Raw genomic sequence first — 24,536 nt, forward strand, 5'->3', positions numbered from 1 at the left:
TGGCACGACGGGCAGTTGGCGCATACTGGGCATGCGCGGATTGCCCGTCGGGCAGGTGATCAGTTGGACTGACGACCGAAACAGCTTATTCCGGCGGCCGCCGATGCGCCGGCTGCGATCTCAACAGCTCGACTTTCGCCTCGATACGATCGAGATAGCGTTCGGCGGCCGCCGGCTGCTCGATCCCGATCAGCAAATAGATATCGATCAGATCGGCCCGCGCCTGATTGGACCAGATCAGCTCGATCGGCACGGCGGGATGCCTTCTTCGCCCCCCTGAAGATCGTTACGCTCCGTCGCGCTCAATTGGCTGTAGTGGCGTCCCATGCTCACCCTCGACATATGTACGGGGTGTCGCACTTCAAATAGAAATCCGCCGCGAACTCTCCCCCCCGTCGTGTTCACCGCAAATGCGCGGCTACGCTGTGCTCGCAATCTCGTTTCGTGACTGGCGCGATATCATTTTACCGGCAACCATGCCTTCGGAAATGGACCTGCGCCTGGCGACAGATCCGCGTCAGAGCGCCGAACGTCGTCATTCAGTCTTATTTTGCCCGCACACAACTTTACGTTGGCGCATTTGGCAGCTATTCTTTTTAGTATTTGTTGAGGCGTTTTCAATCACGGAGGGTGTCATGACATTGCGGACGTGCGGTTGCCGGAATGGAAATCCCGGCGAAGACTATGATAGCGGCCCCACCGCCTGCGTCGCCCACCCGAAGGTACTCAAGAATATTCAGGCCCAGATCGCGGAGAATTCGATCCTCTCCACTGCCGACGCGCGTATCGCAACGATGGCCGGGATGCTCAACATTCCCGCCATTGGGCGAACCGGCTTCAACGACGGCGTGATCTACCCGCCGACCGGCGAAGAAGGCCCAATGCTGTCAGCCAGCGATGACGGCCGGCGGCCGGCCGCCCGTGTTTCGCTGGCGCCGACGAGCGGGGGCGTCACGCTCAACTGCCTCGTCCTGCTCGTCGACTTTTCCGACAATGTCGGAAAAACAAAACCCACCCACTACCAGGATCTGCTGTTCAATAAAAACAAGCCGAACTCGATGACGACTTTCTACAAGGAGATGTCGTTCGGCAATCTGACGGTGACGGGACAGGTGACGGACTGGATTCGCGCCGCCAATCCGTACGGCCACTACGTCGACGGTCAAAGCGGAACGGGCAACAATTTCCCGAAGAACACTCCCGGACTGCTGCAGGAGATTCTGCAGAAATATTGCCAGAACAACTCGCTGGCGCCATTCGATTCCAATGGCGACGGATTCATCGACGGTCTGTTCCTGGTCCATGCCGGCGGTGGTGCCGAGGCGGAGCCGAACCCGGCGAAACGCAAGGACATGATCTGGTCGCACAAATGGACGCTTCCTTCGGCTTTCACGAACAACGGCGTCAAGGCGTACGCCTATTTCACCGCTCCCGAAGACGGCAAGCTCGGAGTCTTCTCTCACGAATTCGGCCACTTCCTCGGACTGCCGGATTTGTATGATACGAGTTATCGCAGCCGCGGGATCGGGAACTGGTGCCTGATGGCCGGAGGGTCATGGAACGGCGCAGGGGATCAACCCGCGCGGATGTCCGCATGGTGCCTGTCGACGCTCGGATGGATCAAACCGAAGAACATCACCGCGGCCGGCAACCTTTCGCTCAAAGCCCTCGAGGCCGACAAGACGGCGTGCTACCGGCTATGGACGAAAGGCAAGGCATCCAAGGAGTATTTCCTGATCGAGAACCGGCAGCAAAAGGGACGCGACGCCAAACTTCCCGGCCACGGTCTCGCGGTTTGGCATATCGACGAGACCCAATCCGACAACACCAATCCCCTCGCCTATAAAGTTGCGCTGGTGCAGGCGGACGGAAAACGCGAACTCGAATTCAACAAGAATTCGGGAGATCCCGGCGATACTTTTCCGGGATCCGCAGGCGTGGTCAAGCTGGACGATAAGGGCACCGTCCACCCGCACACGCGAAAGAACGACGGCACGACCAGCGGCGTCGCGCTATCCAAGATCAAGGAGGTCAATGACGTCATTCAGCTGAGCGTCAAGGTCTGAGTTCTGCAAAGGCAGACAGCGATCGAACGAGTTCGGCACGCACTATTTTTTCGGAGCGTCTACACTTTCGACGACCACCCGCTCGCCTCGGGGCCCGCCGAGCACCGAGGTCGTCAAGGTATAGTCTTTTCCGACTTCGACCGCTTCCGGCTCCGCCGTAAAGACCGTCACGGTGGAGCCGGGCTTCGCTTGCACGAAATCAGAATAACCCTCCGCTGCCGTGCTCTTGTCGACCGAAATGTCGACATTCGCGCCCCAGCCGTCGGCTGATCGCTCCACCCTGCTCACCTTTCCCTGGAGAATGGTCTTGTTGGGCTTGATCTGCATCGCACCCCCCTCCTGCTTCTGTTCGGCAATCTGATACCGAATGTCCGGTCGCGCAGTCGATCGTTCCGCCGCCAGCCAAAATACGAGAGATGCCAGGGCAGCAATCCCAACAGATCGGTGATCAAAAGTCATTGCGCAAGACCCCTACTCGCCCGCGACGCGCATAGATCGTTCGACGACGCCGTGGCCAGGACCGACGGCGTTCGGGCTCTTGGTTCCACGGGAACATATTGCGCTGCCACGCCGAGCGCGCCCGGCAACTATCAGCCGCCGTCGCCTGCACTGCAATGAGCATTTCTAACCTTCGCATCGGGTCGCTTACGAACGAGCCCCGCGATGACCTTCATTTGCGGTCAGACGGCAACGCCGGCTCCAAGCGCCGACGCTGGTCGACATCTTCCCCGTCTGGCGAAATCCCACGGCAACCTCGTATCGGCGACCTTGCAACGATCCTGGAACGCGTCCGCAAGGATCGCCGATCAAGGCAGCTCTGCGACACGATGACAGGCGACGTAGTGGTGCGGTCCGATCGCATCCAACACCGGAAGATGCTGCGTGCATGTATCGATCACGGCCGGACATCGCTGCGCGAAACGACAGCCGGGGGGCGGGTCGACCGGGCTCGGCGGATCGCCCTTGACGAGATGGCGGCGCTTCAACTCGTCGCGCATGGGTCCGGGCGGTGCGGCGGCTGCAATCAGCGACCAGGTGTAGGGATGGCGGGGCGCGGCGAAGATCTGGGCGGCCGGCGCCTGCTCGACGATCTTGCCGAGATACATCACCGCGACCTCGTCGCAGAACTTCTGGATCACGCCGAGATCGTGCGAGATGAAGATGTAGGTGAGATCACGCTCGCGCTGCAGCCGCTTCAACAGGTTCAGGATCTGCGCCTGGATCGCCACGTCGAGCGCGGACACCGCCTCGTCGCAGACGATGAGGTCCGGCTCGGGCGCCATCGCGCGTGCGATGCACAGCCGCTGCCGCTGGCCGCCCGAGAATTGATGCGGAAACAGATCGGCGGCCTGCGGCGGCAGGCCGACCTCGGCCAGCAGCCTGCGCACCCGCTCGTCCCGCTCGCGGCGCGTTCCGATTCCGAGCAGATCGAGCGGCTCGCGGATCTGGTCGCCGGCGCGGCGGCGCGGGTTGAGCGCCGAGAACGGATCCTGGAATACGATCTGCAGGTGCCGTCGGACCTCGCGCAACCGCCGCCCGGTGAGGCCTGCGATGTCGCGGTTGCCGAACACGATCTGGCCGGACGTCGCCGGCACCAGCCGCATCACCGCCTGCGCGGTGGTGGACTTGCCCGAGCCGCTCTCGCCGACGATGCCGAAGGTGGTGCCGCGGCGAACGCGGAAGCTGACGCCGTCGACCGCGTGCACGAAAGACGGCTTGCCATCGCGGCGGCCGGCCGGAAAATGCACGACGAGGTCGTTGACGTCGAGCAGCACCTCGCGGGTGCCTGTGCCGCGGATCGCCTCAGCCATGCTCATGCCGCGATCTCCGCCTTGCGCCAGCAGGACACCGCATGGCCTTGTGCAATTGGTTCCAGCGCAGGCTGCGGCTTCGCACGGCACACGTCGCGGGCCTGCGCACATCTTGCCAGAAAGGCGCAATCGGCGCCGCGCGCGCCGAGTGGGGGCACCATGCCGGGAATCTCGCCGAGATCGACCCAGGGCTGCGGCGCCTGTCCGAGTGCGAGATGCGGCACACAGCCGAGCAGACCGCGCGTGTAGGGATGGCGCGGTGATTTCACGATCTCGCTGGATGCGCCGGCCTCGATGCAGCGTCCGGCGTAGAGCACCAGAATCTGGTGGGCGAGTTCGGCGACCGCGCCGAGATCATGGGTGATCAGCAGGATCGCCGTCCCGGTGCTGTGCTGCAGGTCGGCCAGCAGGTCGAAGATCTGTGCCTGCACCGTCACGTCGAGCGCGGTGGTCGGCTCGTCGGCGATCAATAGTTTCGGCCGCCCGGCCAGCGCCATCGCGATCATCACGCGCTGGCGCATGCCGCCCGAGAGCTGATGCGGATAGGCGTCGATCCTCTGCTCGGCGGCCGGGATCTGCACCGCACGGAGCAAATCGACGGCATGCGCCCGCGCAGCGGCCCGATCGAGCCCGCGGTGCCAGCGCAGCACCTCGCCAATCTGGTCGCCCACCGTGAACAGCGGATTGAGCGCGGTCATCGGCTCCTGGAAGATCATCGACATGGCGCTGCCACGCAACGTCCGCATCTCACGCGGCGGCAAGGTCAGAACGTCCCTGCCCTCCAGCATGATGCGGCCGGACGTGATGACGAAATCCTCCGGCAGCAGCCGCATCAGGGCCAGCGCCGTCATGCTCTTGCCACAGCCGGACTCGCCGACCAGCGCCAGGGTCTGCGCCGGTGCAACCGTGAACGACAGGTTCTCGATGACCGGCACGAGGCGGCCGGAGCCGTTGCGCATGCTCACATTGAGCTTGTCGACTTCGAGCAGCGCACTCATCACGACCTCCGTCGCAGCCGCGGGTTGATCGCATCGTTGAGACCGTCGCCGACCAGGCTGGTGGCGAGCACCGCGAGGAAGATCGCAGCGCCCGGAAACATCACCGCCCACCACGCATCGAGAATGTAGTTGCGATTCTGGCCCAGCATCAGCCCCCAGCTCATGACGTTGGGATCGCCGAGCCCGAGGAAGCTCAGTCCGCCCTCGAACAGGATGGCGACACCGATCGCCAGCGTCGCCGATACGATCACGGCTGGGAGCGCATTGGGCAGCAAGACGCGCAGGATCAGGTTGGCGCTGGACGCGCCCGCCGCGCGCGAGGCCTTGACGAAATCGAGGTCGCGCAGCCGCATGAACTCCGCCCGCGTCAGCCGCGCCACCGAGGTCCAGCTCACCCCGCCGATCGCGAGCGTAATCGTGGTCAGCTTCGGCCCGAACAGGGTCACCAGCACCATCGCGAACAGCAGCGGCGGCAGGACCTGGAAAAACTCGGTGATCTTGACCAGCGCCGCATCGATCGCCCCGCCGAAGAAGCCGCCGACGGCGCCGACGACGAGCCCGATCGCGATCGTGATGAGTGCAGCGACGGCGCCGACCGCGAGCGTCGCGCGACCGCCATGGATCAATCCGGCCAGAATGTCGCGGCCGAGATAGTCGGTCCCGAACCAGGCGTCGGCATCGGGTGGCATGAGCGGTGCTCCGACGAGATCCAGCGGATCGACCGGATAGAGCGACGGTCCGATCGCGGCCACCAGGATGATCAGGACCAGCATGCAGGCCCCCGCGACCCCCGACGGACTCTTCATGAATTGCTGCAAAGCCACGCGCCCGGGCGACACGGCGGCCCGGGCGGGAAGGTCGATCTGCGGCGCAGGTATCGGCGAGGAAGCCTCCATCGTCGTCATCGCCGCCCCGTCCGGATACGCGGGTCGATCAACCGGTAGATCACATCGGTCAGAATGTTTGCAGTCATCACGATCAGGGCAGAGAAGAACAGCACGGCCATCAGGGTCGGATAGTCGCGACGCAGAATGGAATCGAACACGAGCCGGCCCATGCCAGGCCAACTGAAGACGGTCTCGACCAGCACAGCGCCGGCTAGCAAATTGCCGAACTGATGACCGGCGACCGTCACGATCGGGATCAGCGTGTTGCGCAGCGCGTGCTTGCCGACCACGAGCCATTCCGGCAGGCCCTTGGCGCGAGCGGTGCGGACGTAGTCGGCCGAGAGCGCATCGATCATGTTGACGCGCGCCAGACGGCTGTACTGCGCGATGAACACCAGCGCCAGCGTCAGCGACGGCAACACCAGATGGCGGGCGACGTCGAGCGCATAGGCAAGGCCATGCTTGGGATTGACGACGTCGGCCATGCCGACCACGGGAAGAATCGGCCAGACCGAGCCGAACAGCAGCAGCAGCAGCAGCCCGGTCCAGAACACCGGCGCCGCGTAGCCCGCCAGCGAAACCACCGTCACCGCATGGCTGAACAGGCCGTTCGGCTTGCGCGCGCTGACGATCCCGAGCAAGGTGCCGATGGTCAGCGCGCCGACCAGCGCGCACAGCGCCAGATAGAGCGTTGCCGGCAGCCGCTGCAGGATCAGTCCGAGCACCGGCTGGTTGAAATAGTACGAATAACCGAAATCGCCGACGGCGACATTGCCGAGATAGATGGAGAGCTGCTGCATCAGGCTCTGGTCGAGGCCATATTTGGTGCGCAGCTCCGCAACGACATCGGCGGATGCGCCGCCCATCTCGCCGGCGATCACCTGGACGGGATCGCCGGGAGCAAGGTGGATCAGGCAGAAGTTCAGCACCAGCACGGCGATCAGCAAGGCTGCCGCGTTGATGATCTGCCTGGCCAGATGGGTGGCGAATGCCATGGTGCAGAAACTCTCCTGGAGATTGTCGTGAAGCGAATGTCCAGTCGGGCCGGCCTCAGGTCTTCGACGGCGTTTCCCAGTACAGCTCGTCGAGCGGCGACATCATGCCCCAGATCGAGGTCGGAAGATTGCCGAGCCCCTTGGCGAAGGCATTGTAGTACGGGGTGACGTTGATGAAATAGATCGGAACGTCGGAGACGACGATCTTCTGGAACTCCGAGTACAGGGCCTTGCGCTTCTCGGGCGAGGTTTCGACCGCCGCCGCCTGCAGCAGCTCGTCAACCTTGGGGTTGGAGTATTGCTGCGTGTTCGACCAGATGATGCCCTTGCGGATGTTCGACGTCAGGTAGGTCCGGTTGACGCCGATCACCGGGTCGCCCCAATTGTAGACGGTATCCATGGTCAGGTCGAAATCGAAGTTGGACACGCGCTGCGCCCAGGTCGGGAAATCCGGCGCGGCGCGCACCTCGAGATTGATGCCGACGCGCTTGAGCTGCGAGCGCATGTATTCCGCGACGTTGCGCTGCTGCTCGTCGGCACCGGGAATGTAGTCGATGGTCAGCGAGAAGCGCGAACCGTCGGCGCCCTTGGCGTAGCCCGCCGCATCCAGCAGCGCCGCCGACTTCGCATAGTCGACCTTGTAGGACTCGACGCCGGCTTCGGCGAGCGGCGAATCCGGCGCGATCGGCCCGAGCGCGGGCGTCGCCTTGCCGCTCATCAGCTTGGAGACGATGAAATCGCGGTTCGCAGCGTACGCGATCGCCTGGCGCACACGGACGTCGTCGAGCGGCTTCTTCCTGGTGTTGAAAGCGAGCCAGTTGACCGGGCCGACGCCCGCCATGCCCTTGTCGGTCACGACCAGGTTGGACGCTTTCTGCAGACGGTCGATGTCACGCGCACCGGCGATGAAAGGAAGCGCGCTGAAATCGCCGCGCTCCATCGAGACCACGGCCGCATTCTGGTCCGAAACAAGCCGCACCACGATCTTGTCGAGCTTGGGCCGGCCGGGAATGAAGAACTTGTCGAACTTCTCCAGCGTATAATATTCGCCCTGCTTGTACTCGGTCAGCTTGAACGGACCGGACCCGATCGGCTTCAGGTTCGCCGGATGCGTCTTCAGGTCCTGGCCGTCGCCATAGATGTGCTTGGGCAGGATCGGCATCAGCGCCGGAGACATCGCCAACAGCAGTGACGGGCTCGGATTCTTCAGTCGGATGATCGCGGTCGAGGGATCCGGCGTCTCGACCTTGTCAACCGCAGCCAGCATCGTCTGGAATGGATGATTGGCCTTGATGGCCATGATCGAAAACGCCACGTCCTCCGACGTCACGGGATGGCCGTCATGGAACACCGCGTCCTTGACGAGGTGCAGCGTGACGGAAAGTCCGTCCGCCGCGACCTCCCACGACTGCGCGAGGTAGGGCTGCGGATTCCACTTGTCGTCATAGCGCAGCGGGCTTGCGAAGATCTGGGCTGTCGGCATCGCCGTGGCCATGCCCGATTGAACGGCGCCGTTGAAATGGCGCGGCACCTGCGTGGTGGCGACCACGAGCGTATTGCCGCCGGGTGACTGCGCCTGCGCCACGGGGGATGCAACCGTGGCCGCAACGAGACCGAGAGCTCCCAGCACAAAATGTCGTCTGATCAACATGGCTATCCCGCTTTCCTGGTTCACGACCGGGTGGATGATGAGAAAGTGGTTTGGTGGTCGGATGTCATCGATGTCGTCATGCTGCGGTCAGCGCGCGGTCGAGGATCGCATCGAGCTCGCGATCCGATGGAAGATCGGCGGTGCCGACCCCCGCAAGCGCGATCGTCTCCGCAGCCGCTGTCGTGTCCTGCTCCGCGGGCGTCAGCGACCAGTTGCGCGACACCAGTTGGAACACTTGCGCCCCCGCGTCCCCGTCGATCATGCAGGTGCCCTTCAGACGCAGCAATTGTTGCGGCAAGGCGCTTACAGCGAGGGCCAGCCTAGCACGATCGAAGCGGCCGTCACGCCGATAGGTCCAGCGGCGGAAATCGCTTTCGTGATCGACCGTCTCCTCGACAGGGTCTGACCGGAAACGCGCAGCCTGCCCCCGTCCGAAAACCGCCTGATTGGCGGGGGTCACGGCCGACAGCGGCTCGATCGACACGTCCGGCCGGATGGCACGGATCACCGCGCATGCCGCATTGCGCTGGGTCTCGATCACCAGATCGCACTTGCTCAGCAGCACGACGTCGCACTTGGCGAACTGATTGCGGACGGTCTCGCCGACACGCCGGTCGTCGCACTGCGTCGCGATGCGGGCGGCGTCGGCCAGCACGACGACGCCGTCGAGCCGCAGCGACGGTTCGACCAGCGCGATCTCCGCGATGCGCCAGGGATCACCGACGCCGCTGGCCTCAATGACGACGCGGTCGAAGCGGCCGACATCGTCGAGCAGCCGCGCCAGCGTGTCGAGGAATCCCGCCCCGATGCTGCAGCAGACGCAGCCATTGGTCAGAGACATCGTCGTTCCGTCATGGCTGCGGATCAGGGCGGCGTCGACATTGATCTCGCCGAAATCGTTCACCAGCACCGCACAGCGCTCGGTGCTGCCGGACAACAGCCGATTGAGCAGCGTCGTCTTGCCGGCGCCGAGAAAGCCGCCGATCACGGTGAACGGAATGGGCGCTGCCGTCGTCATGCGCGCGGCGCCTCCTTGACGACGCCGCCGACCACCGTTCCCCAGACCGGAACATCCTTCAGCGCCTCGGGCGCGACCGCGAAAGGGTCCTGCTCGAGGACGGCAAAGTCGGCATATTTGCCGGTCTCGATGCTGCCGACGAGATGATCGAGCTTGAGCGTGTAGGCTGCACCGATCGTGATGGCGCAAAGCGCCTGCTCCACGCTCAGCGCCTCGGTCTCGGCACCGAGCTTACGCCCCGACGACGACACGCGGTTGACCGCGCACCAGGCGGTGAACAGCGGCGACAACGGGGTCACCGGCGCATCGGAGTGAATCGAGAACGGAACGCCGATCCGCTGCGCGGTACCGGTGGCGTCGAGACGTCCGGCGCGCTCCGGCCCCATCGTCAGCTCGTAGTGGGAATCGCCCCAGTAGAAGACGTGATTGGCAAACAGGTTGACGCACATGCCGAGTGTCTTCATGCGGCGGAATTGCGCCGCATCGGCCATCTGGCAATGCTGCAGCGTATGGCGATGATCGGGGCGCGGATGCGCGGTCTGCACCTTCTCCACCGCGTCGAGCGCAAGCTCGGTGGCCTCGTCGCCATTGGTGTGGATATGAAGCTGGATGCCGGCCTTGTGGTAGAGACCGACCAGGCGCGGCAGATCTTCAGGTGCGATGTACCAGAGGCCGTTCGGCGCGCCATTGTGATAGCCGGGCCAGCGCAGGCGCGCGGTGAAGCCCTGGATCGAGCCGTCGACGACCAGCTTGACGATGCCGTAATGCAGCTTGTCGTTGCCGGACTCGCGCAGCGCCGCGATCTTTTCGATCGCCTGCTCCGGGCTATGCGTGGCCGAGGCCAGCGCGGGCACCAAGCGTACACCGAAATCCGCCTGCTGCGTCGCCGAGCGGTAGAGCTCCAGCGTGGTCTCGCTAAGGTCGTTGTGCAGATCGGTGATCGTGGTCACGCCCTGTACGCAGGCCGACGACGCGTAGCGCTGCACGTCGGACAAGGTCAGCAGCTCCGACAACGGATTACCCACCAGGCGGAACGCCCGCAGCCTGGCCGCGATGCCCTGCAGTTCGCCGCTGGCCAGCCCGTCGGCGCCAGCGACGACGCCGGAGATGTCGGTGGCGCGCAGGAGCTGGGTGCGCTCCAGCACCACGGTGTTGACCACGCTGATGTGGAAGCTGGCGTGGATCACCATGATCGGCCGCGTGGTCGAGACCCGGTCCAGCGCTTCGCGTGTCAGCTTCTGGCCACCGATATGCAGCGGATCGAAACCCCAGGCGAACAGCGTCGCATTCGGATCGGCCATCCCGGCTTCGGCCTCACGGAGCCGCGCGACGATGGCATCGATGTCGGGAACGCCGGCGACGGCCCTGCCCTCCGGCGAGCGCCGTTCGAACGCTCCGACATAGGGCAGCGACCACATGATGCCTTCCATGATGTGGCTATGGCCCTCGACGAAGCCGGGCAGCAGCACCTTGTCGCGAAAGCGGGCGTCGACCTGGCCGTCCTGAGCGAATTGCGCGATCTCCGCCTCACTGCCGACCGCAACGATCCGCCCCTCCCGCACGGCAACATGCGTCGCGAAGGGACGCGACGGGTTCATCGTCACGATCCTGCGGGCTGAGTAGACGACCGTAGCTGAGCTCACCGTGGACTCCTACAACTTCCCAAGAGCCGTTTTGGGAAGCCTGCGGTCTCGAATGAGTCCAGGCCAGCGCCAGATGCCATGCACAAATGGAGCCAGCCCATGCGAAACACGTCCAGAAGCATTCCGCTATGGCGCGGTTTTTGCTTTAGATTCGCGCATCTGCCAGCTCCCAGGACCAAGCATTTCGATGACAAAATTCGCTCCCCTGCGGCGTTCCGAAGCAGCCGGACCGACGGTTCCGCTCCACGACGTCCTGTTCTGGGGCTCGCTGTTCGACGGGCTGGATCGCGGCGGCAGCTTCCTCCAGCTTCAGATTCGGCAGATGATCGTGACCGCGATCGAGGACGGCCGTCTGCCGCTCGGCGTACGCATGCCGTCCAGCCGCGACCTCGCCGCGCTGCTCAAGGTCTCGCGCAACACCATCGTCATCGCCTACGAGCAGCTCGTCGACCAGAACTTCCTGGTGTCGCGCGAACGCAGCGGCTATTTCGTGGCCGGCCTGCCCAAGCAGATCGGCGAAGCCAGGCAGCCGGCGACGGAGGTCTACAGCCGGCGCTGGACCGAGCGGTTCGCGCTGCAGCCGTCGGCGCTTCGCAACATCGTCAAGCCGCTCGATTGGCAGACCTATCCCTATCCCTTCATCTTTGGCCAGTTCGATCCGAGCCTGTTTCCGACCAATGACTGGCGTGAAAGCGCGCGCGCGGCGCTCAGCGTCCCCGAGATCAACAACTGGGCGCGCGACATGATCGACGGCGACGATCCGGCGCTGATCGAACAATTGCAGCGGCAGGTGCTGCCGCGCCGCGGCATCCGCGCCCGCGCCGACGAGATCATGCTCACGATCGGGGCGCAGCATGCTCTTTATCTAATTGCCAAGCTGTTCCTGAAGCCCGACACGCCGATCGGCATGGAGGACCCCGGGTATCCGGATGCGCGCAACATCTTCGGCATGATGACGTCCCACGTCGTGCCGCTGCGGCTCGACGATCAGGGCCTGGTGCCCGACGAGGCGTTCGCGCGCTGCGCGATGGCCTATGTGACCGCGAGCCACCAATGCCCGACCACGGCCGCGATGTCGCGGGCTCGCCGCGAGGAGATTCTCAAGGTCGCGCGCGAGCGCGACATCGTCCTGATCGAGGACGACTATGAAAGCGAACTGATTCCGGAAGGCAGCGGCCTGCCGCCGCTGATGAGTCTGGACCGCGACCAGAGCGTGCTCTATGTCGGCAGCCTGTCGAAGGCCTTGGCGCCCGGCCTGCGGCTCGGCTATGTCGTGGCGCCGGCGCCCGTCATCCGCGAGTTGCGCGCGCTGCGCCGGCTGATGCTGCGCCATCCGCCGCTGAACAACCAGCGCGTCGCGGCATTGTTCATCGGCCTCGGACACTACCGGTCGCATCTGCAGCAGGTCGGCCGCGTGCTGCTCGAACGCGCGGCCCTGCTCGACGAACTGCTGCCGCAGGCCTTGCCGGACTGCAGCTGGTCGCGCGGCCCGGGCAGCACCAGCTACTGGATCACCTGCCCTGCGGGAACGGACGCGGTGAAGCTGTCGGAGGCGGCGCGCGCCGAGGGCGTGGTCATCGAGCCCGGCGATGTGTTCTCGATGAACGCGGAGGCCACGCGCAACTGTTTCCGTCTCGGCTTCTCCTCGATCCGCACCGACCGGATCGCCGCGGGGATCGCCAAGCTCGGCGAGATCTTCGCCCAGCACGTGTCTCGACGGGACACCTGCGTGGCTACAGCAGGTCGCTCAGCCCCTTGAGCGCGCTGCCGACCGCGACAACCGCGAGACTTGCGATCGACACCCGGCGGTGCAGCGTGTCGCTGCCGCGATGAAAACCGAGATCGCCGAGCCAGGCGCCGGCCAGCATTACGGGAATGCCGAGCCCGGTAAGGACCGCGATATGCAGGTCCAGCAGCCCGAACCATGCGAGGCTGGCGGTCGCAACGATCGAAGAGACGAGGAAGAACACCATCATCGAAGCACGCGCGGCAACCCGGCCGAACGGACCCGCATTGTAGTAGACGATCACGGGCGGTCCGGGCATGCCCGCAAGTCCATTGAACAGACCGGCGACGAGACCGACCAGCGCCGTGATCCAGCCCGCGGGCGCCGCAGCCAGCCGAAATCCCGCATTGAGCAGCACGACTGCGCCGACGGTGATCAGCGCGATGAGGATGCGCGCCGCCGACGCGGACACCAGGCTCAGCACCAGCGCGCCGATCGGTGAGCCGATCAGGCCGCCCAGGATCAGCCAGCGCAAAGACGACCAGTCGCAGACACGCGATGCGCGCGGTAAATCGCTGAGCCCGATGAGAAGTTGCAGGCAGACGGCAACCGGCACCGATTGTGTCGGCGGCATGAACAGGCCGAGCAGCGGCACGGCTGTCAGCGCGAAGCCGAAGCCGGTGAAGCCCCGCACCAGCGCCGCGGCAAAGATCGATAGTGCGGCGGCCAGCACCAGGGCCGGGCTCGGCAGCGATGTGGCGGCGATGTCGTGGACGGCGACGGCCAGTTCCTGCAGGGCCATCGTCAGCGTGGGGCGTAAGAACACAAGGGTCGAGTCATCGGCCCAGTCAGCAAGTCCGTCACAGCGACGAAAGGGCCAGCCCGTGCCCGGCCACCGGACCAGTTCTGGCCGCAGAGGTCACCCGCCCTGGTTCTAGGGCCTGCGGCCGATCGCATGGCACATGCAAGCGACGCCCCGCAGATGTCGCGGCGTGATGCGTGAGGACATGACATGGCCGATATCGAAACCGTCCGCAGCGAACTGCTCGACACGCTGTTCGCCGCTTTCAACCGTCACGACGGCGCAGGCGTGATGGCCTGCATGACCGACGACATCGTATTCGACGCGGCCGCCGGCCCCGACATTTGCGGCCGTCGCATCAGCGGCGCCGCCGACGTGCGCGCCGCGTTCGAGGCGACCTGGAGCGGCATGCCTGACGTGAGTTGGGAGTGCACGCGCCACGCCGTGTTCGGCGATCGGGCACTATCCGAATGGACGTTCCGCGGTACCGCGCCGGATGGCTGGCGCATCGAGGTCCAGGGCTGCGACTTGTTCAGCTTCCGCGGCGACAAGATCTGCGTGAAGAGCGCCTTCCGCAAGGACCGGCCACCGCAGCCGGCCGCGAGCGGGAGTGCCGCGTGATGAACATGCACAGTTTGCCTGCGGCGCCTTATGATCCGCACTACGATCCGCTCATTTCCGACGGACCGGGTCGCAACCGCAACTACGCCCCGACCTACTGGATCGCGACGGCTGGCAAGCCGCCGGAGAGCGACGGTCCGGTCACGGCCGACACGACGGCCGACGTCGCCATCATCGGGTCGGGCTACACCGGCCTTGCCTGCGCGATCTTCCTGGCGCGCGAGCACGGCATCAAGGCGGTGGTGCTCGAAGCCAACCGCGTGGCCTGGGGTTGCAGCACGCGCAACGGCGGACAGGCACAGAATGCCTCGGGCCGCCTGACTCGCTCGCAATGGATCCAACGCTGGGGCCTGGACGTCGCCAAGCGGATGCACGCCGAGGTCACCGAGGGCTTCGAGACCTTCGAGGAACTGGTGCGAACGAGCCCGATCGATGTCGAGCCGCAGCGCGGCGGTCACCTCTACATTGCTCACCGCCAGCGCAACCTCGACAAGATCGCAGCGGAATCCAAGGTGCTCAACGATGTGTTCGGCTACGCCTCGCGGGTGATGTCGCGTGAGGAACTGGCGAGCGACTTCGTCAACGAGGCCGAGGCCGTCGGCGCGGTGCACGAGCCGCTTGGGACGGGCGTACATCCGGCCAAGCTCGCCTTCGGCTATCTGCAGATGGCGCGCGCGCTCGGCGTGCAGGTTCATACCGCAAGCCCCGTGATGCGCATCGAGCATCGCGACGGCAGGTTCATCCTGCACACCCCCGGCGGCAAAGTGACCGTGAACGGCGTCGGCATCGCCACCGGCGCCTATACCTCGCTCGGGCTGACGCCGGAATTGTCCGGCCGCTGCATGCCGATCCTGTCGAACTCGCTGGTGACACGCCCGCTGACTGCGGCCGAAGTCGCGGCGACCGGCTTCAAGACCCGGCAGGTGATCACCGACACGCGCACCTTGCGCTACTACTACCGCCTGCTGCCGGACAACCGGGTTCAGATCGGCAGCCGCAGCGCCATCACCGGTGCCGACGCCGCGCATGACCGGCACCTCCAGCTCCTGATCGACGGCCTGCACCGCAAGTTTCCCGCGCTCACAGGCATCGAGATCGACTATTCGTGGTGGGGCTGGGTCGATGTCAGCCACGACATGATGCCGCGCATCGTGCGTCCCGATCCCCAGGCGAAGCTGGTCTATGCGCTCGGCTACGGCGGCAACGGCGTTTCCTATTCGGCCCAGGCCGGCCGCCGCATGGCGCAGATGCTGGCCGGCCAGGCGTTCAAAGGGCAGGATCTGCCGATCTTCACCTCGGCGCTGCCGACGCATCCCTTCGCGCCGTTCCGCCGCATCGGCCAGCGCCTGCTCTATCGCTGGTATCACCTACGCGACGAGGCAAGTTGAGCTCTCTTGTTTGTTGCAAAATCAATCAGACGAGCATGCGCCTGCGAAACCAGAGGTTCATTCCGTCGAGCGACGCGGTTGCTTCCGACAGATTAACCTGTCCTATGTGGTGCGTTGCGACGAGTCGCTCGGGCAAAATCGAGGGCTCTCATGCCGTAGGCGCTTCCCTGATTTCCACTCGGATCGGCGTCGGATCGAAACCGTTGCACGGATTGTTGACCTGCGGACAATTCGAGATCACGAACAGCACGTCCATCTCCGCGGTCACGTCGACGTGGTTGCCCGGCACCGAGGGGCCGTCGAGCACGGTGAAATTGCCGGTGGGCTCAATCGGGACGTCCATGAAGAAGTTCAGGTTGGAGACGATGTCGCGCTTGGTGAGACCATGCCGCGACAGCTCCAGGATGAAGTTCTCCCGGCAGGCATGCAGGTAGCGCGTCGCCTCCCCGAAGCGCACGGCATTGCTCTCGCACGAGCAGCAGCCCGCCGAAGTGTCGTGGCGGCCGCAGGTGTCGGCGGTGATCCGCGCCATCACCCGGCCGCGGTTGGAGATCAGCCGCGTCCCAAGCTCGAGATAGGCCGAGCCCTGGACGCGCAAGGTGTCCTGCGCGCTGTAGCGCTCGGCGGTGTCAGCGGCGACGTAGATCAGCGCGTCCACCGCCTGCTCGCCCTCGCTGTCGATGATGCGGAGCGTCTGGCCCCTCTTCAGCACCCGCGACCAGGGCTGCTCGGCGGGAATGTCGAAGCTATAGACGAGATGGCCGAGATCGGTCGATGACATGATCACGCTCCTCAGGCGAACAGCTGATCGGTGTAGGCGTAGGCGCGCACCGCTTCCGGCGAGGCCGTGCGGCAGACGTCGTTGGCTGAAGGTGGCGGCAGCCGGTGCCGGACCAGGGTGATCGGCGCGGTCGCGGCCGGCCGCGCCGGATCGAGCGGATGGACGCAGTTGGAGACCGCAACGATCAGGTTCATCTCGGCGCGCAGATCGACGAAATCGCCGGGGCGCTTGCGCGCGGCGTGCCAGACGAAGCGCCCGGTCGCGTCCGTCGTCACCGGCGCAAAGAAGGTCACGCAGGGCGGGATGTCGCGCAGGCCCAGTCCGATCTTGGCGGCGGCCGAGATGAAGTTCGCCTGCGTGTTGCGCATCACCTCGCCATAGGCCGAAAGCGTCGAGTCCGCGGTCGAGCCACCGACCAGCAGATCATGCGCGCCAGACGTATCCTCGATCACCGACAGCAGCACCCGTCCCATGTCCGAAAGGATCATCCGGCCCTTCGACAGCGCTGCGCTCCATTGCACCTTCACGGTGTCGGCGCAGTTGATCCGCTCGCAAGGATCCTCGCTGCGCCACGCCAGCAGCGACACGCTGGAGCGGCCAAGATCATCGCTGATGCGCAGCGCCTCGCCGCGCGACAGCCGCATTGTCGCGTGCCAGCCGGGCGGCACCTGCTCGGTCTGGATGATCGCGTCCTCTGCGATCGGCGCGCCGTCGAGGGCCGTCGGCGCGGGCAGTTGCTTCAGTTCCTGCCCCGCCGCACGAAGCTCCTCGTAGCGGCGACGGTTGGCTGCCGCCCGCTCCGCCTTGGCCTGCGCGCTCATGCTGATGTCACCGTAAAATGCGCCTCGACCGGCTTCCCGGCCTTGCCGTTGATCGGCAGGATGTCCTGCGGACAGGCGGAGAATGCGATCACCAGATCCATCTCCGCGCGCAACCGCACATGGCCGCCGGGAACGGGACGCGGCGGCGCGGCGAAGCCGAGCGTGCCGTCGGCGTCCCAGGGAATGTTCATGAACAGGTTGAGCGGGCTCGGCACCTCCGGCGGCGTCAGGCCGAGCTCGGCCATGCCGGCAAACAGATTGTCGGTGCAATTGTCGTGGTGGCCCTCGTGCCCGAGAAACGCGTAGCGATAGCGGTCGCAGGCGGCAATCAGGGTGTCGTGAATGCCGCCCGAGGTGTCCTCGACCAGGGTCAGGATCGGCCGGCGCTTGTTCGTCCGGAGCACGTCGCCCGGCCGCGGCACCAGGTGCAGCGAATGCGCCCGCGTATGCTCGTTCGACATGAACTCCGACAGGTCGGCGCGGTTGAAGGCCCAGGTGTCGACGACCTGCTCGCCATGGGTGTTGATCACCGTGATCACCTGGCCGGCCGTGACGAACGTCGCCTTGCCGCGCCGCGCCGGAATTTCGATCGGATCCATCACACTCTCTCCCTCAGGGCTTGTAGGCCACCATGTCGATCTCGACGATGCCGCCGCGCGCCAGGTCGCAAACGCCGATCGTGGTCCGGCCCGGCCGCTGCGCATCGTCGAAATGGCTGAAGAAGATCGCATTCATGGCCGCGTAGTCGCGCTTGAAATCAGTCAGGAAGATGCGGGCGAACACGACGTTCGCGAAGCTCATGCCGCAGCCCTTCAGCACGCGCGCGAGATTGTCCATCACCTTGCGGGTCTGCGCCTCGATGCCGTCGGGGATCGGCAGCGAATCGTCATCGGGATCGGTCGCGAGCTGGCCGGTGACGAACAGGAATGGACCCGCCTGCACCGCATGGCTGTAGGGCGTGACCGGCTTCGGCGCATCCGGGAGAAGATGATAGATCGGATCCATGGCGCGTTCCCTCGCTGTGTTCTGGTTCATCCGGCGGCGTAGCGCTGGATGAACTGGCGCGCGCGCTCGGTGTCCGGGTTGACAAAGAAGTGCTCCGGCGGCCCGGTCTCGACGACGCGGCCGCGATCGAGAAACAGGATGCGGGTCGCAGCGTCACGCGCAAACCCCATCTCGTGGGTCACGATCACCATCGTGCGGCCCTCGCGGGCGAGATCGCGCATCACCACCAGCACCTCGCCGACCAGTTCCGGATCGAGCGCGCTGGTCGGCTCATCGAACAACAGGAGATCCGGCCTCATGGCCAGCGCCCGCGCAATGCCGACGCGCTGCTTCTGCCCGCCGGACAGCCGCGCCGGGAAGGCATCGCATTTGTCGGCCAGCCCGACCTTGGCGAGCAGCGCCATTGCCTCGTCCCGCACCTCGGCGGCCGGCCGCTTCTGGACGTGAAGCGGGGCCTCCATCAGGTTCTGCAGCACCGTCAGGTGCGGCCACAGCGCGAAATGCTGGAACACCATGCCGATCCGCGTCCGCACCCGCGACAGCTCGCGGTCGGACATCACGACGCCGCCATTGTTGATGCCGATGCGGTCGCCGTTGAGATAGATCTGGCCGGCGTCCGGGCGCTCCAGCCAATTGATGCAGCGGAGCAGCGTCGACTTGCCGGAGCCGGACGGACCGAGCACGCAGACCGTCTCGCCGCGCGTCACCTTGAAGCTGATGTCGGAGAGCACCTCAAGCGCACCGAAGCGCTTGGAGATGCCGGCGACGTCGAGCACAGGCATGTCGTCGGTCATCATCGGTTCCTTTCAGCGCCTTGCGGCTGCGAGCCGGTCGATGCCGCTGACGCCGGCCTCGATCACGAGGCAGAGGCCCCAGTAGAGGAACACCGCGGTGATGAAGGCAGCGAACGGGACATAGTGCCGCGACTGGATCGAACTCGCGGCATGCGTCAGTTCGGGCAGCGCGATGATGGTGAGAAAGGCGCTGTCCTTGACGATCTGGATCATCTGGTTGCCGACCACGGGACCTGCGGCCAGCAGCACCGGCGGCAGGATGATGCGGCGGAACAGCTTGGCGCTGGAGAAGCCGAAGGCCACCCCCGCCTCGATCGGCTCACGTGGCTGAGCCGCCCAGGCGCCGCGCAGGATCTCGGCGAGATAGGCCGCGTGATAGACCGTCAGCGCCACCAGCCCCGAACTCCAATTGTCGAGCCGGATGCCGAACGACGGCAAGCCGTAGTACACGATGTAGGCGAACAGCAGGAACGGCACGCAGCGCATCCCGTCGACGAACACGCGCACGGTGAGCGCAAGCCAGCGCCGCTTCGACATCAGGGCCGGCGTCAGCAGCAGAGCGATTGCGAGCCCCGCGATGGCCGACAACACCGACAGGATCGTGGTGTTGCCGAGCCCACTCAACAGCAGATCCCGCTCGCTCCAGACGATGGCGAAATCCCGGATCATGCGGCTTCTGCTGCGAGCTGGCGCCGTTCGATGAAGCGCTGCAGGGAGACGAGAGCGAACACGATCGGCGCGTACATCGCGATCGCGACCAGGAACGGCGGCAGCGGCTCATAGGTCTCGGCGCCGATGCGCACCGCCGCGCGGGTGATGTCGACGACGCCGACGACCGCCAACACCGGCGTGACCTTGATCAGCAGCGACATCTCGTTGACGAGCCCGGGCAGACTGACCCGCACGATCTGCGGCAGCACGATGCGGCGGAAGCGCAGGCTCGCATGCATGCCGACGGACTGTGCAGCCTCGTATTGCTCCTTCGGGAAATTCATCAGCGCAGCGCGCCAGACTTCGCAATTGAAGGCGGAAGTGTTCATGACCAGCGCCAGGATCGCAGCCGACACCGGGCCGATTGCGAATCCGACATTGGGCAGCGCAAAGAACAACAACAGTAGCAGGGTCACGAGCGGCGTCGCGCGCAGCACCGAGACATAAACCGCGACCATGCGGGCGACGACGGGAACGTTGGCCCAGCGCAACAGCGCCAGACCGAGCCCGATCGGCAACCCGATCAGGATGCCGACGAAGGACAGCGTCACCGTGACCACGGCGCCCTGCAGGATCGCCAGAACGTCGGCAGCGCTCATCGGCGTCGATCCATGGCGTGGCCGAACGGCCGGCGCCATCGGCCGGCCTCCCGCACACGGCGCACGGTCCGCCCGATCCCGGGCGGACCGGCGCGGAGCGATCGGCAGCCGCACATCGCCTTCACCTCTCCAGCGACGTCAGAACTCGGGCTCGAACGTGACCGGCAGATCCGCGAACGACTCGCCGAACCACTTCTTCTGCAGCTCCGCGAACCGGCCGGTCTCCTTCTCCTTGGCAATGAAGCCATTCAAGAATTCCACCAGCTCGGTGTTGCCTTTGGCGACCGCCCAGGCCGGATACGACTTGCCTGAGACCGGCTCGCCGACCGCGAACACGTTCGGTTTCTCAGTCACCAGCGCCTTGATGTTGATGATCGTGTTGACGACGTAGTCGACGCGACCGAGCGCGAGATCCTGATAGGCTTCGGGATAGGAGGTGTATTCGACCACCTTGCCGAGCTTGCCGCCCTCTTTCTCCAGCATCGCCTGGAGCTCGGGCAACCGCCCCAACAGCGCGCTGCCGGCCTGAACGCCGACGGTCTTGCCGCTGAGATCCTTGATGGCGGAGATGCTCTTGTCGTCCTTGCGCTTGACGTAATAGTGCGTCGCGTCGGCAATCGGGCTGGTGAAATCCAGCGACTTCTTGCGCTCCTTGGTGATGATTGCCGCGGTGATGGCGACGTCGTACTTGCCGGTGGACACGCCGGCCAGGATGCCCGTCCAGGGCAGGATCTGCTGCTTGATCTCGAACGGCGCATATTTGCGCAGATCCTCGATCAGCTCGTTGTCGAAGCCGGTCGGCTTGCCGTCCTTGACGAACTCGAAGGGACGAAAATCGTCCTCGGTCGCGACGATGAGACCGCGCTTCTTGATCTCGTCGAGGCTGCCGGCCTTGGCGCTGAACGCGGCAGGCAATGTTAGCGCGGCGGCCAGCAGCACAAACGCTGCTCGCCGCGACGGCACCAGCAGGCGGGAAGACGAAGGCTTGGTCATCTCGGATCTCCTCACATGAACTGATCAGTCGAAGCTGAAGCCGTGCGCGCGCAGATAGGGCGGGAAGGCCGCGCCTTCGGCCTTGGCGGCCTGACGCGCCTTGTCCTCCGACCATCCGTAGAACTCGGCCTCGCCGAACTCGGCATTGCCGCGCTGCTGGTCTTTCGGAATCGCGTGCCGTGCATGGCGCCGCCGGTCGTAATCGTCGAGCGCCGAGGAAAGCGCATCGTCGCCGTAGCGGTCGACATGTGTGGTGATGCTGCGCGGCAGCCGCAGGCTGACATGGCCCTCCGCGGCGGGATAGCCGAGGCACAGCCCGGCGACCGGAAACACCATATCGGGCAGTTCCAGCACCTTGGCGACCGTGTCGATCTCGTTGCGGATGACGCTGATCGGACAGGCGCCGAGCCCGACCGACTCCGCGCACAGGATCATGGTCTGCAGCGCCAGCGCCGCATCGACCGAGGCATTGAAGAAGCCCTCCAAGGTGCCGTTCTTGACCGGCTTGCCGCGCAGCTCGCCGATCCGCTGCAGCCGGCGGGCATCGCCGAGAAACACGAAGAACACCGGTGACGCGCCGATCCATGGCATGCTCGGAAACAGCTTGCCGATCGCAGCGCGCTTCCCAGTATCGCGCACGCGCAGGACCGAGGCCTGCTGGAAGTCCGACTTGGCCGAGGCGCTCAGCGCGCAGGCGACGAGCAGGTCGAGCAGCCCCTCCTCCGGCATCCGGTCGCTGTAGCGGCGGACCGTCTTGCGGGATAGCACACCGCGGAGGAATGCATCGGCCCGGACGTCTCCGCCGTCCGGTCCGCCGTCTCCAAAGCGCGTCGCAATGACATCAGCATGCTCCGACATCACGGCGCCCTTCTTGCGTCACGCACGACGCACAGCGTTCCACGAACGCCGTTAGCCAGAGCAATGATCGGCGGCTCACGCCGCGGCAGACATCGCATCGCTCTCTCCACGCACCGCGACATCGATGTCGCCGCCCCGGATTGATTTCGCCGCGCTTTTGCGCGCAGCTCTTTTGGGGGATGTCAGCAAGGGACATGCCAAAGTTCGCGGCGATCGGCGTAGCGCAACGTTTTTGCGCCCGCTTCGACCACGACCTCCGTTGAAATTGGGCAGCCAGGAGCGCCGTTTGGGCACAAAACGCCGCAGCGCAAAAATGCGGAGCATGCTTCGTAATTGCGGCAACCCTCACCCTGACCGGGTACCGCGCTCCAGCGACGCGCTGCTTTTCGGGCAGCACCGTGCCCATTATCTAATCGGAGCGCGTCGCGGTCAGTCCGGCGATTGTGTCGCATCGAGCCTCCGCCCCTGCGCCTCGACGATCGCCTGCATCATGGCAATAAAGCGCTTCTGGTCGGCCTTTGTCAGATCCGCGATCGTCGCGAGATGCGCCGCCCGCGCTGGCTGCTCGATCTTGCGCAGCAATGCCGCGCCGGACCGGGTCAAACGGCAGGTCCGCGACCGTCGGTCGTGCGGGCCGATGCTGCGATCGACGAAGCCGCGCGCCTGCAGCCGCTTCAACGCACCGGTCGTGGTGGTCCGGTCGAGGGCGATGTCCTGGGCCAGCGCAGTCTGGTCCGCCGTTCCCCGTTTCGCCAGCGCCGTCAACAGGCTGTACTGCAACGGCGTGATCTCATAGGCGGCGCATCTCTCCTGGAACAGCGCGACGTGGATCTGGTGCAGCCGCCGGATCAGATAGCCCGGGCGCACCTCGAGCGGCCATGACATATCTGCTTTCGGCTTAGTCCTTCCGGCCATCGAACGGCTCCCGCATAAGCGCTGATCACGCTGCATCAATTTGAAGCTGTCTATGGCACGGATCTTGATGTAATGCGAAGTATGCTTCGTAAATTGGTCGGCGTATCGTCAGCGCCGGCTCGTCGAGGAAGGCTTTGACCGGGATGAGCACGCTGCCCGGAAAGGAGACCTTGCATGTCCGTGAGCGCCTCGTTCGACCTGCTGCTGCGCGGCGGTCGTGTCATTGACCCCGCCTCCGGCATCGATGGACTGAAGGATGTCGCCATCCGCAATGGCCGCATCGCCGCTGTCCAGTCCGATATCCTGCCGACCAGCGCCAGGGATGTCGTCGACGTCACCGGCCAGCTCGTGCTTCCCGGGCTGATCGACACCCACGCCCATGTCTATCAGTACGTCACCGGCCGCTTTGGCATGAATGCGGACATGGTCGGCGTGCAGTCGGGCGTCACCAGCCTGATCGACCAGGGCGGCCCGTCCTGTATGACCCTGCCGGGCTTCCGGCACTTCGTCGCCGATCAGGCGCAGTCGCGCGTCTATGCGTTCCTGTCGGCCTATCTGGTCGGCGGCCTCGAGGGCCACTACTACCCCGATCTCTACCGGCCCGACTGCGTCGACATCGACGCGACGGTGAAGTCAGCCGTCGCCAACCGCGACGTCGTCCGTGGCATCAAGGCGCATGCCGAGATCGGCGGCTTCGCGCGCTGGGGCATCCGTGTGATCGAGATGGCCGCCGAGATCGGCCGCCGCGCCGAGCTCCCCGTCTATGTTCATTTCGGCCAGCTGTGGGGCCTGCCCACGAGCGGCACCAATGGCGAGGACGTCGATACGATCCTGGAGCGCGTGATTCCGCTGCTCCGCCCAGGCGACGTGCTGGCGCATCCGTTCACCCGGCATCCCGGCGGCTTCGTGAACACCAAGGGCGAGGTTCATCCGGTGATCCAGGCCGCGCTCGATCGCGGCCTCAAGGTCGACGTCGGTCACGGCAGTCACTTCTCCTACCGGTTGGCCCGCAAGGCGATCGCGTCGGGCATCGTTCCCCATACGCTCGGTGCCGACATCCACGGGTACAACACGCACGTGCCGGCGCCCGCAGGCACGCCGGACGAACATGCCGACGACGAAAATCATCCGTTCGCCGGTCAGGCCAAGTTCAGCCTCGTACAGGCCATGAGCTCGCTGGTCGCGCTCGGGCTGACGCTGGAACAGGTCGTGCCGATGGTCACGTCGAATCCGGCCAGCATGCTCGGCCTGTCCGACCAGATCGGAGCGCTGCGTCCGGGCATGGAGGCCGACGTCAGCGTGCTCCGGGAGAAGCAGGGCCGCTTCGTGCTGCGCGACAATGAGAAGACCGAGGTGATCGCCGATCGTCTGTTGCAGCCGGTATTCTGCCTGCGGGCTGGCGTCCGGCAGGATGCGACGGCGCCGATCCTGCCTGCAGCGGTCGCGGCCTGAC

At 65.3% G+C, this 24,536-nt stretch carries 25 protein-coding genes; 5 read left to right on the forward strand and 20 right to left on the reverse strand.

Going from position 1 to position 24,536, the window contains the following annotated elements:
- Positions 1 to 85 precede the first annotated feature (85 nt).
- Positions 86 to 253: a type II toxin-antitoxin system RelE/ParE family toxin gene (locus ACQR1B_RS32460; RefSeq protein ID WP_434836861.1), complete on the reverse strand. Its 168-nt coding sequence runs from the start codon at positions 251 to 253 to the stop codon at positions 86 to 88.
- Between the two features lie 157 nt (positions 254 to 410).
- Between ACQR1B_RS32460 and ACQR1B_RS32465 the strand changes: the two genes are divergently transcribed.
- Positions 411 to 2,066 carry a M6 family metalloprotease domain-containing protein gene (locus ACQR1B_RS32465; protein ID WP_434836860.1) on the forward strand — a complete coding sequence of 552 codons (1,656 nt, stop codon included), beginning with the start codon at positions 411 to 413 and terminating at the stop codon, positions 2,064 to 2,066.
- 42 nt (positions 2,067 to 2,108) lie between these two features.
- On the opposite strand, the gene ACQR1B_RS32470 is transcribed toward ACQR1B_RS32465, so the two are convergent.
- The 8 genes from ACQR1B_RS32470 to ACQR1B_RS32505 form a co-directional block, all read right to left on the reverse strand.
- Positions 2,109 to 2,393 carry a hypothetical protein gene (locus ACQR1B_RS32470; protein WP_434836859.1) on the reverse strand — a complete coding sequence of 95 codons (285 nt, stop codon included), beginning with the start codon at positions 2,391 to 2,393 and terminating at the stop codon, positions 2,109 to 2,111.
- A gap of 479 nt (positions 2,394 to 2,872) precedes the next feature.
- Positions 2,873 to 3,883, reverse strand: coding sequence for an ABC transporter ATP-binding protein (locus ACQR1B_RS32475; protein ID WP_434836858.1), 1,011 nt, complete (start codon positions 3,881 to 3,883; stop codon positions 2,873 to 2,875).
- Complete coding sequence (locus ACQR1B_RS32480) at positions 3,880 to 4,875, reverse strand: ABC transporter ATP-binding protein (protein ID WP_434836857.1); 996 nt, start codon at positions 4,873 to 4,875, stop codon at positions 3,880 to 3,882. The genes ACQR1B_RS32475 and ACQR1B_RS32480 overlap by 4 nt, the downstream gene beginning before the upstream one ends.
- Positions 4,875 to 5,780, reverse strand: a complete 906-nt coding sequence (locus ACQR1B_RS32485; protein WP_434836856.1) for an ABC transporter permease — start codon at positions 5,778 to 5,780, stop codon at positions 4,875 to 4,877. The genes ACQR1B_RS32480 and ACQR1B_RS32485 overlap by 1 nt, the downstream gene beginning before the upstream one ends.
- A complete protein-coding gene (locus ACQR1B_RS32490) occupies positions 5,777 to 6,757 on the reverse strand; it encodes an ABC transporter permease (protein WP_434836855.1) in 981 nt (326 codons plus the stop codon). The genes ACQR1B_RS32485 and ACQR1B_RS32490 overlap by 4 nt, the downstream gene beginning before the upstream one ends.
- Before the next feature lie 55 nt (positions 6,758 to 6,812).
- A complete protein-coding gene (locus ACQR1B_RS32495; protein ID WP_434836854.1) occupies positions 6,813 to 8,408 on the reverse strand; it encodes an ABC transporter substrate-binding protein in 1,596 nt (531 codons plus the stop codon).
- 76 nt (positions 8,409 to 8,484) lie between these two features.
- Positions 8,485 to 9,426 carry a CobW family GTP-binding protein gene (locus tag ACQR1B_RS32500; RefSeq protein ID WP_434836853.1) on the reverse strand — a complete coding sequence of 314 codons (942 nt, stop codon included), beginning with the start codon at positions 9,424 to 9,426 and terminating at the stop codon, positions 8,485 to 8,487.
- Positions 9,423 to 11,069, reverse strand: a complete 1,647-nt coding sequence (locus ACQR1B_RS32505; RefSeq protein ID WP_434836852.1) for an amidohydrolase — start codon at positions 11,067 to 11,069, stop codon at positions 9,423 to 9,425. The genes ACQR1B_RS32500 and ACQR1B_RS32505 overlap by 4 nt, the downstream gene beginning before the upstream one ends.
- Positions 11,070 to 11,256: 187 nt before the next feature.
- Between ACQR1B_RS32505 and ACQR1B_RS32510 the strand changes: the two genes are divergently transcribed.
- On the forward strand, positions 11,257 to 12,828 hold the full coding sequence (locus ACQR1B_RS32510; RefSeq protein WP_434836899.1) for a PLP-dependent aminotransferase family protein: 1,572 nt from the start codon (positions 11,257 to 11,259) through the stop codon (positions 12,826 to 12,828).
- Here the strand turns inward: ACQR1B_RS32510 and ACQR1B_RS32515 are convergent.
- The gene (locus tag ACQR1B_RS32515; RefSeq protein ID WP_434836851.1) at positions 12,803 to 13,621 is read right to left on the reverse strand and encodes a sulfite exporter TauE/SafE family protein; all 819 of its coding nucleotides are present in this window, start codon (positions 13,619 to 13,621) and stop codon (positions 12,803 to 12,805) included. The two genes, ACQR1B_RS32510 and ACQR1B_RS32515, sit on opposite strands and share 26 nt — an antisense overlap.
- 186 nt (positions 13,622 to 13,807) lie before the next feature.
- Here ACQR1B_RS32515 and ACQR1B_RS32520 point away from each other — a divergent pair, with 186 nt between their 5' ends.
- Positions 13,808 to 14,218, forward strand: coding sequence for a nuclear transport factor 2 family protein (locus ACQR1B_RS32520; RefSeq protein WP_434836850.1), 411 nt, complete (start codon positions 13,808 to 13,810; stop codon positions 14,216 to 14,218).
- Positions 14,218 to 15,606 carry an NAD(P)/FAD-dependent oxidoreductase gene (locus ACQR1B_RS32525; RefSeq protein ID WP_434836849.1) on the forward strand — a complete coding sequence of 463 codons (1,389 nt, stop codon included), beginning with the start codon at positions 14,218 to 14,220 and terminating at the stop codon, positions 15,604 to 15,606. The genes ACQR1B_RS32520 and ACQR1B_RS32525 overlap by 1 nt, the downstream gene beginning before the upstream one ends.
- A gap of 148 nt (positions 15,607 to 15,754) precedes the next feature.
- Here ACQR1B_RS32525 and ACQR1B_RS32530 read toward each other — a convergent pair whose 3' ends face one another.
- The 10 genes from ACQR1B_RS32530 to ACQR1B_RS32575 form a co-directional block, all read right to left on the reverse strand.
- The gene (locus ACQR1B_RS32530; RefSeq protein WP_434836848.1) at positions 15,755 to 16,387 is read right to left on the reverse strand and encodes an urea amidolyase associated protein UAAP2; all 633 of its coding nucleotides are present in this window, start codon (positions 16,385 to 16,387) and stop codon (positions 15,755 to 15,757) included.
- A gap of 11 nt (positions 16,388 to 16,398) precedes the next feature.
- Positions 16,399 to 17,208 carry an urea amidolyase associated protein UAAP1 gene (locus ACQR1B_RS32535; RefSeq protein WP_434836847.1) on the reverse strand — a complete coding sequence of 270 codons (810 nt, stop codon included), beginning with the start codon at positions 17,206 to 17,208 and terminating at the stop codon, positions 16,399 to 16,401.
- Entirely contained in the window at positions 17,205 to 17,807 is a 603-nt protein-coding gene (locus ACQR1B_RS32540; protein WP_434836846.1) for a DUF1989 domain-containing protein, read from the reverse strand. Before ACQR1B_RS32540 ends, ACQR1B_RS32535 begins: the two co-directional genes overlap by 4 nt.
- Before the next feature lie 13 nt (positions 17,808 to 17,820).
- Entirely contained in the window at positions 17,821 to 18,213 is a 393-nt protein-coding gene (locus tag ACQR1B_RS32545; protein WP_434836845.1) for a RidA family protein, read from the reverse strand.
- 26 nt (positions 18,214 to 18,239) lie between these two features.
- Positions 18,240 to 19,007, reverse strand: a complete 768-nt coding sequence (locus tag ACQR1B_RS32550; RefSeq protein ID WP_434836844.1) for an amino acid ABC transporter ATP-binding protein — start codon at positions 19,005 to 19,007, stop codon at positions 18,240 to 18,242.
- 12 nt (positions 19,008 to 19,019) lie between these two features.
- Positions 19,020 to 19,676, reverse strand: coding sequence for an amino acid ABC transporter permease (locus tag ACQR1B_RS32555; protein ID WP_434836843.1), 657 nt, complete (start codon positions 19,674 to 19,676; stop codon positions 19,020 to 19,022).
- Positions 19,673 to 20,317 (reverse strand): amino acid ABC transporter permease, encoded by a 645-nt coding sequence (locus ACQR1B_RS32560; protein WP_434836842.1) that lies wholly within the window; start codon positions 20,315 to 20,317, stop codon positions 19,673 to 19,675. The genes ACQR1B_RS32555 and ACQR1B_RS32560 overlap by 4 nt, the downstream gene beginning before the upstream one ends.
- 138 nt (positions 20,318 to 20,455) lie before the next feature.
- On the reverse strand, positions 20,456 to 21,310 hold the full coding sequence (locus ACQR1B_RS32565) for a transporter substrate-binding domain-containing protein (RefSeq protein ID WP_434836841.1): 855 nt from the start codon (positions 21,308 to 21,310) through the stop codon (positions 20,456 to 20,458).
- A gap of 24 nt (positions 21,311 to 21,334) precedes the next feature.
- Complete coding sequence (locus ACQR1B_RS32570) at positions 21,335 to 22,168, reverse strand: nitroreductase family protein (protein ID WP_434836840.1); 834 nt, start codon at positions 22,166 to 22,168, stop codon at positions 21,335 to 21,337.
- A gap of 429 nt (positions 22,169 to 22,597) precedes the next feature.
- A complete protein-coding gene (locus ACQR1B_RS32575) occupies positions 22,598 to 23,083 on the reverse strand; it encodes a MarR family winged helix-turn-helix transcriptional regulator (protein WP_434836839.1) in 486 nt (161 codons plus the stop codon).
- Positions 23,084 to 23,257: 174 nt separating this feature from the next.
- Here ACQR1B_RS32575 and ACQR1B_RS32580 point away from each other — a divergent pair, with 174 nt between their 5' ends.
- Positions 23,258 to 24,535, forward strand: a complete 1,278-nt coding sequence (locus tag ACQR1B_RS32580) for an amidohydrolase/deacetylase family metallohydrolase (RefSeq protein WP_434836838.1) — start codon at positions 23,258 to 23,260, stop codon at positions 24,533 to 24,535.
- Position 24,536 lies beyond the last annotated feature (1 nt).

This window comes from Bradyrhizobium oligotrophicum, from assembly GCF_051168495.1.
GTDB lineage: Bacteria > Pseudomonadota > Alphaproteobacteria > Rhizobiales > Xanthobacteraceae > Bradyrhizobium > Bradyrhizobium oligotrophicum_A.